The sequence below is a fragment of the Flavobacterium procerum genome (genome assembly GCF_042431625.1).
In the GTDB taxonomy this organism is placed as follows: domain Bacteria; phylum Bacteroidota; class Bacteroidia; order Flavobacteriales; family Flavobacteriaceae; genus Flavobacterium; species Flavobacterium procerum.
The window spans coordinates 190,866-204,323 of record NZ_JBHLYW010000029.1; the positions used below are offsets into that span (position 1 = coordinate 190,866).

At 32.8% G+C, this 13,458-nt stretch carries 14 protein-coding genes; 2 read left to right on the forward strand and 12 right to left on the reverse strand.

The features are described from left to right. Positions 1-37 precede the first annotated feature (37 nt). A complete protein-coding gene (locus ACFFLS_RS23500; RefSeq protein WP_379682977.1) occupies positions 38-2,407 on the reverse strand; it encodes a GAF domain-containing protein in 2,370 nt (789 codons plus the stop codon). A gap of 228 nt (positions 2,408-2,635) precedes the next feature. Here ACFFLS_RS23500 and ACFFLS_RS23505 point away from each other — a divergent pair, with 228 nt between their 5' ends. Beyond that, a complete protein-coding gene (locus ACFFLS_RS23505) occupies positions 2,636-3,388 on the forward strand; it encodes a glucose 1-dehydrogenase (RefSeq protein WP_379682976.1) in 753 nt (250 codons plus the stop codon). Between the two features lie 72 nt (positions 3,389-3,460). Beyond that, entirely contained in the window at positions 3,461-4,042 is a 582-nt protein-coding gene (locus ACFFLS_RS23510) for a TetR/AcrR family transcriptional regulator (protein ID WP_379682975.1), read from the forward strand. 70 nt (positions 4,043-4,112) lie between these two features. On the opposite strand, the gene ACFFLS_RS23515 is transcribed toward ACFFLS_RS23510, so the two are convergent. From ACFFLS_RS23515 to ACFFLS_RS23565, 11 genes are all read right to left on the reverse strand, one after another. Then, positions 4,113-5,147, reverse strand: coding sequence for a hypothetical protein (locus tag ACFFLS_RS23515; RefSeq protein WP_379682974.1), 1,035 nt, complete (start codon positions 5,145-5,147; stop codon positions 4,113-4,115). A gap of 180 nt (positions 5,148-5,327) precedes the next feature. Continuing rightward, positions 5,328-6,386: a nucleoid-associated protein gene (locus ACFFLS_RS23520; protein ID WP_012026889.1), complete on the reverse strand. Its 1,059-nt coding sequence runs from the start codon at positions 6,384-6,386 to the stop codon at positions 5,328-5,330. Positions 6,387-6,420: 34 nt separating this feature from the next. Further along, positions 6,421-6,780, reverse strand: a complete 360-nt coding sequence (locus ACFFLS_RS23525; RefSeq protein WP_379682973.1) for a four helix bundle protein — start codon at positions 6,778-6,780, stop codon at positions 6,421-6,423. A 109-nt stretch (positions 6,781-6,889) separates the two neighbouring features. Continuing rightward, positions 6,890-7,429 (reverse strand): IS1096 element passenger TnpR family protein, encoded by a 540-nt coding sequence (locus ACFFLS_RS23530; protein WP_379682972.1) that lies wholly within the window; start codon positions 7,427-7,429, stop codon positions 6,890-6,892. Positions 7,430-7,639: 210 nt separating this feature from the next. Then, positions 7,640-8,239 carry an HPP family protein gene (locus tag ACFFLS_RS23535; protein WP_379689679.1) on the reverse strand — a complete coding sequence of 200 codons (600 nt, stop codon included), beginning with the start codon at positions 8,237-8,239 and terminating at the stop codon, positions 7,640-7,642. Positions 8,240-8,330: 91 nt separating this feature from the next. Then, positions 8,331-9,632, reverse strand: a complete 1,302-nt coding sequence (locus tag ACFFLS_RS23540) for a chloride channel protein (protein WP_379682971.1) — start codon at positions 9,630-9,632, stop codon at positions 8,331-8,333. 315 nt (positions 9,633-9,947) lie between these two features. Next, on the reverse strand, positions 9,948-10,337 hold the full coding sequence (gloA2, locus tag ACFFLS_RS23545; RefSeq protein ID WP_379682970.1) for an SMU1112c/YaeR family gloxylase I-like metalloprotein: 390 nt from the start codon (positions 10,335-10,337) through the stop codon (positions 9,948-9,950). Next, positions 10,337-10,912: a sugar O-acetyltransferase gene (locus ACFFLS_RS23550; RefSeq protein ID WP_379682969.1), complete on the reverse strand. Its 576-nt coding sequence runs from the start codon at positions 10,910-10,912 to the stop codon at positions 10,337-10,339. Before ACFFLS_RS23550 ends, gloA2 begins: the two co-directional genes overlap by 1 nt. After that, on the reverse strand, positions 10,912-12,240 hold the full coding sequence (locus tag ACFFLS_RS23555) for a hypothetical protein (protein ID WP_379682968.1): 1,329 nt from the start codon (positions 12,238-12,240) through the stop codon (positions 10,912-10,914). The genes ACFFLS_RS23550 and ACFFLS_RS23555 overlap by 1 nt, the downstream gene beginning before the upstream one ends. A 159-nt stretch (positions 12,241-12,399) precedes the next feature. After that, a complete protein-coding gene (locus tag ACFFLS_RS23560) occupies positions 12,400-12,858 on the reverse strand; it encodes a YciI family protein (protein WP_379682967.1) in 459 nt (152 codons plus the stop codon). Positions 12,859-12,868: 10 nt separating this feature from the next. Further along, positions 12,869-13,327, reverse strand: coding sequence for a DinB family protein (locus ACFFLS_RS23565; RefSeq protein WP_379682966.1), 459 nt, complete (start codon positions 13,325-13,327; stop codon positions 12,869-12,871). Positions 13,328-13,458 lie beyond the last annotated feature (131 nt).

A 13,458-nucleotide genomic window follows, 5' to 3' on the forward strand; every position in this document is an offset into this window, starting at 1 on the left:
CTTTGTCAAATTTAAACTTTGGCAAAGCTTTTTATAGTTAATTCAACTCATCTAAAAGATCCTGATAAGTAATTTTTTTAGTATTCGAATTCGTAATGTTGTTGATTACTTTTACGCGAATGGCTCTCAACCCAGAAACGCCTTGAAGGTCTTCAACTTCAAATTGTTCGATAGAAGGTTCTAATATTTTTTTGTGCTGCAGGTATTTAATGTATTTTAAATATTCTGCTTCTTCACTGTTTTGTGAATAGACAATCGTAATTTTTTCTTTTTCGGTAATGCGTTCACTACTTCCTTTGATGTGAGCCTTGTCAATACGTTTTTTAACTACCTCATATCTTGCATTATAAGTTCCGTCGACATCAAAACGCTTTTCGTCCATTCTAAAACGAATAGATAAAGCAGCGCTGAAAACCAAAATAAGCGAAGTAACATCTAATTCATAAGGAAGCGATTCTTTAAGCTGATGATGTTCAAGTTCCATTTCACATAAAGTCTGCAATTGCCATAAACGCAGATTGTGCAGATACATAATGTCAAAAGGCTTGGTTGGCGCTATTGAAGCTCCAATATACAAGTTATGCTCAACACCATCGGTTTTAAAACGCTCATAATAATGCGGATAAATCTGTTGCGCTTCGAGTTGCTTTTTATCTAAAACAGAAGCTAGTTTCTTGTTGATGATTGACATTGCGTTATCAAATTTCTTTCTTTCCTGATAAAACATGCCAGTCTTTTCGTCAAGACTTTCAAAATATTCTTCTTCCAGTTTCTGATTTTTGGATGTATCCTTAGTGTTTTTTAAAATCGGATGAATCTCATCTTCGATATAACGCTGAATATGCTGTTCTGTATCGGCTTTTAAAGGCTGATCGAGTTCGTCTCGAAGCGATTCCAATTCAAATTTTCTTTGTTCCAAAAGCATCAGACTGCTGTTTGGCTTCTGATTTTCAAAAATCTCCAAAATAGTTGTCAGCTGATTTTTTAAATCTTTTCTAACCGTATCGTTTCTATGTTCAGAAGAACCTTTTATATCAATTTGTCCGTAAAGTGGGAAAACATTTTTAAATACGATTTCCTTAAAAATATAATCTTTTGATGGATTATTGTTTTGGAAATAATTCAGCGATTCTCTTTTAAATTTCCAATATACGCTTGGGTGAATTGTAGTATATTCACGCTGAATAATAGCTTCAATCTGATGTTGCATATCAGTATTGTAGCGATCAATTGTATCTGTTAAATACGGAAGCACCAAATCTAATTTTGTTGCGTTGACAGTGTTTAAATCTCTCGGATTCTCAGAAACTAATTCGACAACTCCCAATAAATGTCCGTCTTTGATGACAGGAGCAAAAATACAGCTTTGAATATTCTGCAGCAGTAAATGTTCGCCAAGTCTTTTGTTTGTTGATTCTTCTGTGAATTTTTTGACGTTTGAAATTACAAAAGGCTCTTTGTTATCTAATAAGTTTTCAAAAGAACAACCAAAAAAAGCATTTTTACAATCTACTTCTTGTTCTGATGAAAGTAAAAAACTTCTAAGTTGCGTATCATATTTTTCGGGTCTCAAAAATTTCTCTTCTTCCGGATTATAAATAATAAACCCGACTTTTAGATTTGTAAGATTAAAAATGGATTGAAAAATATTAGAGATTTCTTCGCCAGATGTTGCTGTTGTTGCGCTAGGTTTGAGCAAATTACTTTTTAAGGTAGAAATGGCGCTTTCTGTAGTAGCATCAAACAACGAAACGATTCCGAAACCTCTTAAAATCCAGCTTCCTTTTGGGAATTTAGATTTCCATAAGTTGATATCATTGTAGTTGTCAATCAATTGATCAATATCTTCCTGTGTTAACGTAACGGCATTTTCTGTTGGAATTATTTCCATGAAATCGGCATTGTACAGAATGCGGTAATGTCTTTCTACGCCGTTTTCATCAGGAATGTCATAAAAAAAAGGCTGATTAAAGTCTATATGTTGTTTGTAATAATAGCTTAAAATCAAACAGCAGTTATTGATATAGAATTGATGCTCGCTAAAATCACGAATTTCCATATAAAATTCGTCTCCTGCATTTTTTAGGATTTTTTTGAAACGCTCTGTATAATTGAAGGAAATATTCTGAAACGGAATCGTTATCGCCTTGATTTCGTTATGTGTAAGTGCCGTCGGGAATAAATCGGCTACGATGTTTTTGATTAATCCTTCATTTTCTTTAATTACTGAATAATCCAGAATTCCAGTTCTTAGTTCTGGAATTAATTCGATTTGTTTCAAAATCGCTTTTGCGTAATTGGATCGGTAATCTATATCAGACAAAGCAATTTCCTCAAAAGATTCAATTAGCTTGTGAAATGAAATTATAGTGGTGAAAGGACTTTCTTTGAAAAACTGAATATCCATCTTAGTTTATTTTTAATGCAAAATTAATGATAAATTAAGCATCTCCGACATTTTTTAATTTCTTTCCTCTATAGTTAAATAGTTGATTCCCTTGTAAATAAAGGTTTTTCGAATGAAGATTATTTTTTTAACTCAAAATTAACATTCTAAATAATGGAACGAACGTTCCGTTATTATATCTTTGTGTCATAATAATTGAATAATCAATAACTTAAAAAAATAAACAAAATGAAAAATTTAGAAAACAAAGTAGCAATCGTGACAGGTGGTAATAGCGGAATCGGATACGCAGCTGCAGCCGATTTAGTGTCAAAAGGCACAAAAGTAATCGTAACTGGAAGAAATAAAGAAGCTTTGGCAAAAGCAGAATCAGAATTGAATGTTACTGGAATTGTAGCCGATCAATCAGATTTAAAATCTATTGACAATTTAGTTGAAGAGGTAAAAGCAAAATTCGGAAAAGTTGATATTTTATTTTTGAATGCCGGAATCGCTTCTTTTGCTCCAGTCGAATCAGCTTCAGAAGATCATTATGATAGCATTATGAATGTAAACGTAAAAGGAGTTTATTTTACAGTACAAAAAGTGCTTCCAATTTTAAATGATGGCGGTTCAATCATTTTCAATACTTCTGTAAATGCTCATGTTGGAATGCCAAACTCTAGTGTTTATGCGGCAAGTAAAGCGGCGGTATTGTCTTTAAATAAAGTTTTTGCTGTAGAATTGGCATCGAGAAAAATTAGAGTAAATGCTGTTTCTCCTGGTCCTGTTGAAACGCCGCTTTACGGAAAAGTTGGTTTAGAAAAAGCAGACGTTGAAGGTTTAGGAGCCGCTTTAAGCGAAAAGATTTTATTGAAACGTTTTGGTCAGGCTTCAGAAGTTGCAAAAACAGTTAGTTTCTTAGCTTCAGATGACGCTTCATTTATCAACGGAACTGAAATTGTAGTTGACGGCGGACTTATCGTAAATACCGTATTATAATTTTTTTGATTAATTTAGGAACGATTGTTCCGTATTTTTTTGTATTTTTGAGGAGAATTCAATTTTAAAGTTATGGCTAGAACGAAAGAATTTAATGAAGATCAGGTTTTAGATAAAGCAGTTGAGATTTTTTGGCACAAAGGATATAACGGAACATCCGCACAGGATTTAGTAAATCATTTAGGATTAAGCCGTTCGAGTTTGTATGATACTTTTGGCGACAAGCAAAAATTGTTTGTGACTTCCTTAAAGAGATATCAAAAACAAGGGCAAGACGCAGTAAAAGAACTTTTGGAAAACAGTGAAAATGTTAAAGATGCTATTTCGCAAATATTTAAACAAGCTGTTTTAGAAAGTCTTGATGACCGAATTACAAAAGGCTGTTTTATGGTAAACTCTGCTGTTGAGCTCGCAATGCACGAACCTCAAATTGAAAAGATTGTAATTGAAAACAGACAAATTATGGAAGAAGTTTTTTTTAATGCAATTAAAAAAGGGCAGGAGAAAGGACAGATTTCTACAAAGAACGATGCGCAGATGCTGGCTCGTTTTGTTTTCAATAATTATTCTGGAATTCGAGTTCTGGCTCGTGGTGGCGAAAAAGACAAAACAGTCTATGACGATATTCTCAAAGCTATTTTTTCCTTATTTTAGAATACAAAATCGTACCAAGAAAAACGGCCGTTACATTTGCAACGGCCGTTTTTTTTATGCTTCTGTCTAGTTATTGTTGTTTTGTAATAGTGTTCGTATTTCCTTCACCGTTTAGAAAATAGGAATATTCGATGCCATTATCATCGACAATTTTTAATTCGGCGCTGTACTTCTGATTTCCGTAAAAACTGAATTTTTCATCTTCAGTATTTTCCAGCATAAAAAAAGAAGGATTTGAATGTGTTCCCGCTTTTACTTCAAGTGGCAATTTGGTATTCCAAGGAATAGAGTTAGTAATGTTTTTAATCGATACAATTTTAAAACCAACACTGCTATTGGTTAGCATAATCTTGATTGTTTTGTAATCAATAAAAGTCTGCCCGACATCTATTTTAGGTTCGAATTTTTTCTCAATTTTAGACAATCGATACGGATTGTTTGAATTTAATATCGTTTGGCCCTTATACTTATAGTTTCTATAAGCTTCATAATCATTGTTAACAGCGCTTTTTAAATCTTTTTTTGATATTGTAATGGTATCTAAATTTGCTTTGTTTGCATTGTAACACTCTTCTAAATCTGTTTTTGAGCCTTCTAGAAAAAAGCCCGGAATTAAGGTAAAAAGAATTTTATCAGCATATACTTTCTCCACTTTTAAATACATAGTAGATTCGGAGTCCGTTTTTTCGGTATTTTCCAGCGTAATAAATTCATTTGATTTTACATGCTCAATCTCTTCATATAATGCTTGAACATCTCTCGTAAAATACTGCATGTCCAGCTTTTCATGCTGATGATCTTTGAATTTTTCAACACCTGTAAAAATTAGAAAACCAACCAAAAGAATTAGTGGAAGAGAATAAGTGTACCAAGGACTTCTGATTTTTATATTATTCTTTTTTATTTCTTGAACGTAAACCTCTGGAAGATCATACAATTCGCCATTTCGCCTGATTGTCCATATTTTTCCTAACCCAAAAAACGGAATCCAGTAGATATGAAAATATTTTTGACGAATTTCGATATGATAATCATCATCTATTAAACCTAATTCGCTCGGATGTATTTCTTTAATTTTAAAATGATTGTGACCGTAGATTATCATTGTTTGCTGGTTTAGATTTGGGAATGGCTTTGGTAATTAATTATTAAAATTAACGAGGCGAATATATAAAAAATCTGATTGTCAAATCAAACAGATTATCAATCATAAAAAAAACGGCAATTACAATTTGTAACTGCCGTTTTCTGTTTGTGTAAGTAAGTAATTGAAAATGAATGACTCTTAGCTTTTTTCTTCTTTATTGAAATACACTAAGTAGTAATACATTTGTTTTTCTTCATCCCAGCCTTTTTCAACAAATTTTTCTGCACTTTCTGGATTGATGAAATCCATTTTAATCTGAATATGTGTATCCAGATTAATAACGTTTTTAATCGATTTTCTAGCATCAGAAACTGCTGCGTTGGCAATAGGGAATGAGGTTACATCTTCGATGCTGTATTTTTCTCCTTTATCCACTTTATAGTTTTTGAATTCAGGAATTAATTCAGGATTGTCTAGTACTTCATTCAAGAAATTCTGTTCTTCAAACTGATCATTTTTAGCGAAATAATTCACAGATCGGTTCATAAACATTACTTCCTCTTTCTTGTCTTCTGCTGGCAAAACCACGTCTTTTGCAAAGTTTTGACAGAATTTTAAATATTTTTTAGTGATGAAATTTTCGTCTTCAAAAGCATCAACAGATAAAAAGTGCTCTAGCCAGTAACGCGCATCATAACGGTTGCTGTCTACAGTAAGGATTTTGTATCCTTCTTCTTTTTTGTAGTTAAAAATCAAACAGCCTTTGTCTAGTTTACTCAAGTTGATTCCTTGTTGCAAAATCATTTCAAGATTACTTCCGTTTTCTTCAAACTGTAAAAAATCTGCTTGTAATTCGCTTTTAAAAATTCCGATTGCATCAACGACATTGTTGTCTATGCTTAAGTTGGTCAAATAAGTCACATAAACCTCTCCGTTTTTAATATGCGGATGATTTGACTGCTCGTATAAATGTTTCGTGATCTTTTTAGAAACCTCATGAACATTCGCTGGATTGGCAAAAATTTCAGTTGCATATTTAAACATATCGTTGTAGTCCAAATCTACTTCGTGCGCAAACTGATAATAGTTTTCTTCTTTTTCTCTAAAAGGCTTAAAAAAGAATTCTTTTATCAAAGGAACAATCTCGTCATTAAGATTAAATGGCTGCTCTGATAAAAAAATTGCCTCATTACGGCTTTTATTTCCTACGCGGTGTATCGCCAGCGTGTCGATGTGGGTGTTGAATAAATTGATCATATTTTCTAGGTTCAGAGTTGCAAAGTGTCAAAGGTTATTTGTGATCTTTTATTTTTCTTATAAAAGAACTCAACATTCTTTCTATCTCTCTGCTTTCTCCATATATTTTATTAAATTGATTTTCTGTTATAAATTTTAAGTTAAAAGAAATTTCTAACTGTGTTTGTATTTCAAACAAAGATGACATAGAAATATTTAAAAAACGTAAATAATCGTTATCTCCATCTCTTCCGTAACCTTCAGCAATATTGCTGGGAATTGATATTGAGCTTCTTCTAATTTGAGAAGTTAATCCGTAGATTTCTTCTTTAGGAAAAGATGTTGTTAATTGGTAAACTTCTGTTACAAATTGCATAGACTTTTGCCATACAAAGAGACCTCTGAAAGTATTCATATTTTTATATTTAAAGTAAAATATAAAACTAAGAAAAATACTACAATTTAAAAACATGAGTTTTTAAAACCTTTGAACCTTTGTAACTCTGTACCTTTGAACCTTTAATCTAATTCCAATTCTCCTCAAATCCGTAATCTTCAAAGCTATCGTCGCCTTCAAACATGTCAAGATCGTCTTCGTCTAAATCATCTTCAAATTCTCCGTAGATATCATCGTGCATGTCTGCTTCAAAGCTTTTTTCGGTTGCTTCGTCTGGCATTTCTCCGTGCGAAAACAATGTTTCTGGATAAGTTGCGCCAACGGTTTCTTCTTCGATAGCGGCCAATTCAACTAAGAATGTCCACATGCTGATGAAATCGTAAACGTAAATAATTTTAGTGTTTTCTTCGTCTAAGATGCTCGACAAAGGGTAATCGTTCATGGTTCTTTGTTCGCCTGGAACATCGCCGGTATCAAAAAGCGGAATTTCGTCTTCCTGATTCCAAGTATCATCACAAGTATAAAATGAAGCTACTTCAGATCCGTCAAAACCAAAAGCATTGAAGATAGCATTGTGTAAATCTTCAAGTGTATCGTCTTCAAGAATTGCAATATCTCTGAAAATATCTTCTTCGGCGTCTAGAATTACTCTAAATTTATAAACCATAATCTTTGTTTTTATTGAGAGGTCAAAGGTAAAATATAAAAAACGAAATATGAATCGTGAATTACGATTTGTTGAAAAGATTTTAATCTTTTGATTTACTGTGGTTTTCGCTTGGCCTTCCTGTAAGGTTTTTTTAACCTTGTAGGTTTGTAATTATATTTAAAGTTATACCTACAAGGTTTTCAAAATCTTGCAGGAATTACGAAACCGTTACTTTCTAGTCAATCTTTTTCTCAGTTTATGATAATGCTTGTGATAAGTGCTATGACTCGGATAACTTCTGCTTGAAGTCATATTATTAAAAATCAAAGCTGTTAAAAGTAAAATCAACACTCCTGTAAAAACGGGAGAAAGAACATACATATATCCCAAGGCTTTTACTTTTTCTGTACCAATAACTGCAATCAAAGCCGTTGCGCCTCCAGGCGGGTGAAGCGTTTTGGTAATCTGCATTAGAATGATGGCAAAAGAAACGGCCAAAGGTGCCGCAATCCACATAATATCTGGAACGAGTTTATTGACAGTAACACCAACTAGGGCAGAAATTACGTGCCCGCCGACTAAATTTCGCGGTTGAGAAAACGGACTCTGGATGATTCCGTAAACCAAAACACTCGAAGCACCAAAAGAACCTATTAAATAAACAGCATCTGGCCCCGAAAAATGAATTGACTGGACATAAGCCAGAATCCCAATTCCGACAAAAGATCCTAAAAACGACCAGAAATGTTCTTTGTAATCAATTAATGTTTCTTTGTAAAGAATGTAACGGGTTTTTCTGTAGCTTCTTTTTAATTTTTGAGTTGGCATGATATTTTATATGTGGATTTTTTCTGCCACAGATTTCACAGATTAAAATGATTAAAATCTGTTGAATCATTTAAATCTGTGGCTAAATAATTTATTTCGTCAAGCTTGGAGCGTAACTATATACGGTGTAAGGATAAATTGCTTTTGCGGTGTATTTTGAAATCAGACAAACTACAAGAATGGGTAAAAACAAAGTATAATCGTTTGTTAAGCCACAAACCAAAAATATTGCGGTAAAAGGAGCGTGAATGCTGGCGCTTAAAACAGCCGCCATTCCGATGATCATAAAGTTAATCGGAATTACATTTACATGAAAAAAGCTGTTTAAGATTGTAGCCAACAGTAATCCTAAAAAAGCACCAATAAAAAGACTCGGAGCAAAAACACCGCCATCGCCCCCTGAAGCCAGCGTTATAGAAGTAACGATTGGTTTTAAAATCAGAATTCCAATAAAAGTTAAAGCCAAAGTCATTGTCATGATTTGGTTTGGCGCAATAAAACTTGTTTTAATCGCATGATATCCTTCTCCATACAATTGTGGAAAAATAAAAAGTGAAATGCTTAAAACAACAGAACCTAAAATAATCTTATAATAATGTGTAGTTATTTTTCCGAATTGTGATTTAAAAAACAAAACGCAACGTGTAAGGTAAACCGAGTTCATTCCTGCCAAAATTCCTAAAAGAATGAAATACGGAATGGCTTTTAAATGCCAAGTTGTAATCGAAACAGCAAATAAAGGTTGTTCTTTTAAAATGGTTAATAAACCAAAAGCAATTGAAACCGCAATTAAGTTTGAAATGACAAAAGCTCGGGTTACTTTTCTAGAAATCACTTCAAAAGCAAATAAAATTCCCGCAATCGGACTGCTGAAAAGTGCTGTAACTCCGGCGGCAACTCCCGCACAAATTAATTCGGTTTTGTATTGACGGAAAACATTTTCTTTTTCGTGAGCAACAGATCCGATTGTTGCGGTTGCGACAACTGTAGAAACTTCTATTCCAGTTGAACCTCCAAAAATGACAGTTATTAATCCGTTAATAAAGTGTGACGGAATTTTATAAGAAGGAAGATTTTTAGATTTTGATGCGGTACTTTCAAAGACCTCTTTAATTCCTTTGTTCTCTTTTTTCTTAAATAAATATTGTCTGAGAAAATAAATTACGGATAATCCAAAAACTGGAAAAATAATATAGAATATCGGATGGACCGTAACTTCATGAAAAAATATTTCTTCGTAATATTCTGTGATTTTTTTTAGTGAAATTCCGAGAAAGGCTGAAAGAAAGCCGATTAAGATAGAAACAATAACTAATTTTCGGAATTTGATTAATTGATGATTTTTTTTGATTTGCGCCGTTTTGTTCATCATTATAAGTTTGAGAATTCGCATTTATTTTATGCGGGTTACAAAATTAAGGATGAAATTCGGTTTTTTCTAGAAAATATTCATTTTAGTGTGTTAAAAGCAATATAAAGAAGAAAATTCGTTCAATGTGTTTCTGCAAGCACGGCGTGCAGAATGAATCTCGCAAAGTCGCAGAAACGCAAAGTTTTTTCTCGCAGATTTGACAGATTGAGCAGATTTGATAAAAAAGACAAGAAATAATCTCCATAATCTGCCAAATCTGCGAGAGATAAACTTTAAATCTTTTTAATTGGTGGCTACCAAAAAAACTTTGTGCCTTAGCGTCTTCGTGGCAAAATATTATCGCTCATAAAACTCAATCGGCAATAAATCAGGATCGGAAATAAATGTAAAACGTTTTTCTGTTATTTCGTCAATGCGAATGGGTTCCGATTCAATGCCTTTAGAATATAAAAAAGAAATGGTTTCTTCGAGATTGATCACTTCAAAAGCCAAATGGCGCAAACCGACAGCTTCTGGTCTAGAAGGTCTTTTGGGCGGATCTGGAAATGAAAATAATTCGACGACATAAGAACCATTTAATGCTAAATCTAATTTATAAGACTGACGTTCTTCGCGATAAATTTCGCGAATAATTGTCAAACCTAAAATCTGAGTGTAGAAATGTTTCGATTTTTCGTAATCAGAGCATAAAATAGCAATATGATGAACTTTGTTTAGAGTAAGCATTATTTTTGGGATTCAGGTTCCTGATTTAGTTTTCGAATGACTTTCGCCGGATTTCCAACGGCTAATGAATTGTCTGGAATATCTTTTGTGACCACAGATCCGGCACCAATAACACAGCCTTTGCCGATTGTTACGCCTGGACAGATAACAGAATTGCCGCCAATCCAGCAATCATCACCAATAGTAACAGGATAAGCATTTTCTAGCGTTTTTCTTAATTCAGCTTCAAGCGGATGCGAAGCGGTATAAATCTGCACATTCGGTGCAATAAAAACATTTGAGCCAATAGTAACGGGTGCACAATCTAAAACAACACAATTCACATTAAAATAAACATTTTCTCCGGCAAATATGTTGTAGCCATAATCACAATGAAAAGGCGGTTCGATATAAAGTCCAGCTCCAGCATTAGGAATCAGTTCTTTTAAAATTTCTTTGGCTTTTTTGGTAACTCTGTATTCTTTTACATTTAAAGAATGAAGGAGATTTTTGGCAGCACGACGTCCTTTTAGCAATTCAGGGTCAAAGGCGTTGTAATATTCGCCCGAAATCATTTTTTCTTTTTCTGTTTTCATTATTTAATGTTGTTTTTTTCGAGGATTTGATCTAAAGAGTCACTTCCCCAATTCTGATTCATGTTTTTATTTTCTTTCCTAGTTTCCAGAATTCTTTTGTTGATGTCTTTGTCTTTAAACGAAATAAGAGTTTCTACGATTTGGAGATAAACATTAGGATTGTTTTCGGTTTGTAATCTTTTGAATAAAGGTTCAACAAAAGTTGTTTCTTTTAGTTCTAATACTTTTTTGCAGTACATTTCAAAATCGTGTACATCACTTTCTAGAATTTGATTTGAAATTATATTATAGGCCAAATTTCTCTCATTTGCTAAAATAAAATTCAGCATAGTTTCTTTTAATCCATCTGCAAAAATACTTTCATCAATAAAAGGTGTTACATTTTCATGATTTCCGTTGTAATTCTTTAAAAGATTTTGCTTGCTTAATTCGTAGGTTTTGGATGGATTAGTTTTTAAAAGATATTTAAAACCTTTAAGAGTAATGATATTTTCTTCTTCCCAGATTTTCCATAATAGGTCATCATAAAGACTGGATTCATTGACTAATATTGCATCGTAAATAAAATCAATATGATACTTTTTAATGTTTTGATGTTTAACTTTTGTAAATGGTATAGTTAGTAAATCAACTGCTTTTGTATTTTTATAAGTTGCAATTGCTTTATATAACTCTCTCCAATCATAATCAAAATGATCATTATCTAAGGTTTGCATTAAATTTTTCTCTAGTAGAGGAAAAAACTTTGAGTCTGGAAAATTCTGAATTGCTTTATAGGTGTAAAAAAAACTTTTGTCTTCTCCTTTGTTCTTTAAAATCAATTGTATATCGTTTTCCTTTCTATATTTTGATAAAGTTGCTAAAGCAGATTGATTGTGAAATTTTGTTACTAATTCTCTAATTCTTGGATACAATAATTCATTAATTTCGACATTTTCAATAGCAGTAAACCTTGAATCAAGATTGTTGTTTTTATAAATTAAAAGACTATCTAATGCTTTTGACTCTTTTTCATTCAATTTTTTGATGTTTAGGTCAAAATATTTAGGTGTAACTATATTAATGAAAACATCTCCTACTTTTTCGACGGATCCTGTGCAACCAAATAGAGTTTCTATTGTCGCATCATCAATTAAATGAGTTTTTACTATCGAGAATAAATCTACATTTTCGTTATGGGCAAGTGCCCAAAATGCATAACATCTCACAACACCATTTGGGTGATCAGTTAACATTCTTAATTCCTCAAAAGAAGTTTTCTTTTTTAATTCTTCAAAGTTCTCATATTGTTGAGGCCTCCGAGGTGCTTGACCTACAAATTCCCCCATCAAAATGTTTATTTTTTCTATTCTTTTGACAATTTCTTTTGTTTGTTCAGAAATTTTCGAGCTATCATAATCGTTTTTCGCGTATGATTTAATTGATAGAAAAAGAATTGCGAGAAAAAAATACAGAGTCGATTTCAAGTTTATTTTATTCATCTAAGATTACATTTTCGTCTTGGCAATTTTTTCATGCATTTTTGGAATTTCCTGTAATGCAGCAGAGCAATACCAAGGCGTTAATTCGGCTTCGAGTAATTTTGCTTTTATGGCTGGATCTGTGACAACGAGCGCTTCAGCTTCAGCTATGGTTTCTACATTAAAAATATAAATGCCGCGATAATTTCGGTCGTTTTTCATGAAAGGTCCGGCAACGACCAGTTTTCCTTCTTTTGCCAATTTATTAATGTTGGCCATATGTCCTTCAAATAATTTCTTGCTTTCTTCTTTAGAAACTGTGGTATTGCTTCCTGATTTCAAAAGACAAAAAACATATTTCTTCATTCCGTATTCATCGGCATGAAGAGACTTTGCTAAATTCTCATCGTATTTTGCCTCAGTTTCCTGAGAAAATCCGACTGCATTTAGCATAAAAAAAGCGAAAATTAAAAACGGCTTTTTCATAAATGAATTTTTAAAGCATTTTCTTCAAAATTACAATCTGCCCCAAATGATAAACGTCGTGCTGAATAATTCCGTGAATATGTTCGTAATAGGTATGTCCATTATTGATATATATTTTTGCCAGATCAGTATCATCAAAATCCTCAAAAAAAGTATTCCAAGCTTCCTGAGATTTTGCCAGTGTCTGCAGCGATTGTTCCCAAGCAACTTCTGATGGATCTAGAACGGGTACAAAATAATTGTGGTCGGGAGTTATGATGGTTTCTCCCTGCATGCGCTGCAAAATATTTCTTCTCCATTGAATTAGATGATTAACAATCTCCCAAATGGTATTCAGATTCGGATTTATCTTTTTGTAAGCTTGTTCGGCCGTTACATTACTTAATGTGCCTGCTAGAGTAACCTCTAGCCAAGGATTTCCATTATAAACGGACTGGTATAAATCGGAGATTCTTTTGTTTTCTGACATAATCGGTGGTTTTTGGAATTCCTAGCTAAGATACAAATTAGAAATTTACAACTCATCCTCAAAATTCTACAATTGGGTTATTATATATTTTTTAACAAGAAATGTTAAGATACATTTGCTTCATCAAAAAC

Excerpts from the sequence above, each read along its gene's own strand:
- ACFFLS_RS23505 (WP_379682976.1), top strand. The coding sequence starts at position 2,636 with ATGAAAAATTTAGAAAACAAAGTAGCAATCGTGACAGGTGGTAATAGC.
- ACFFLS_RS23550 (WP_379682969.1), bottom strand. The coding sequence starts at position 10,912 with ATGAAAACAGAAAAAGAAAAAATGATTTCGGGCGAATATTACAACGCC.
- ACFFLS_RS23520 (WP_012026889.1), bottom strand. The coding sequence starts at position 6,386 with ATGATCAATTTATTCAACACCCACATCGACACGCTGGCGATACACCGC.
- ACFFLS_RS23535 (WP_379689679.1), bottom strand. The coding sequence starts at position 8,239 with ATGCCAACTCAAAAATTAAAAAGAAGCTACAGAAAAACCCGTTACATT.
- ACFFLS_RS23540 (WP_379682971.1), bottom strand. The coding sequence starts at position 9,632 with ATGCGAATTCTCAAACTTATAATGATGAACAAAACGGCGCAAATCAAA.
- ACFFLS_RS23565 (WP_379682966.1), bottom strand. The coding sequence starts at position 13,327 with ATGTCAGAAAACAAAAGAATCTCCGATTTATACCAGTCCGTTTATAAT.
- ACFFLS_RS23560 (WP_379682967.1), bottom strand. The coding sequence starts at position 12,858 with ATGAAAAAGCCGTTTTTAATTTTCGCTTTTTTTATGCTAAATGCAGTC.
- ACFFLS_RS23530 (WP_379682972.1), bottom strand. The coding sequence starts at position 7,429 with ATGGTTTATAAATTTAGAGTAATTCTAGACGCCGAAGAAGATATTTTC.
- ACFFLS_RS23515 (WP_379682974.1), bottom strand. The coding sequence starts at position 5,147 with ATGATAATCTACGGTCACAATCATTTTAAAATTAAAGAAATACATCCG.
- ACFFLS_RS23555 (WP_379682968.1), bottom strand. The coding sequence starts at position 12,240 with ATGGGGGAATTTGTAGGTCAAGCACCTCGGAGGCCTCAACAATATGAG.
- ACFFLS_RS23510 (WP_379682975.1), top strand. The coding sequence starts at position 3,461 with ATGGCTAGAACGAAAGAATTTAATGAAGATCAGGTTTTAGATAAAGCA.
- ACFFLS_RS23525 (WP_379682973.1), bottom strand. The coding sequence starts at position 6,780 with ATGAATACTTTCAGAGGTCTCTTTGTATGGCAAAAGTCTATGCAATTT.
- ACFFLS_RS23500 (WP_379682977.1), bottom strand. The coding sequence starts at position 2,407 with ATGGATATTCAGTTTTTCAAAGAAAGTCCTTTCACCACTATAATTTCA.
- gloA2 (WP_379682970.1), bottom strand. The coding sequence starts at position 10,337 with ATGCTTACTCTAAACAAAGTTCATCATATTGCTATTTTATGCTCTGAT.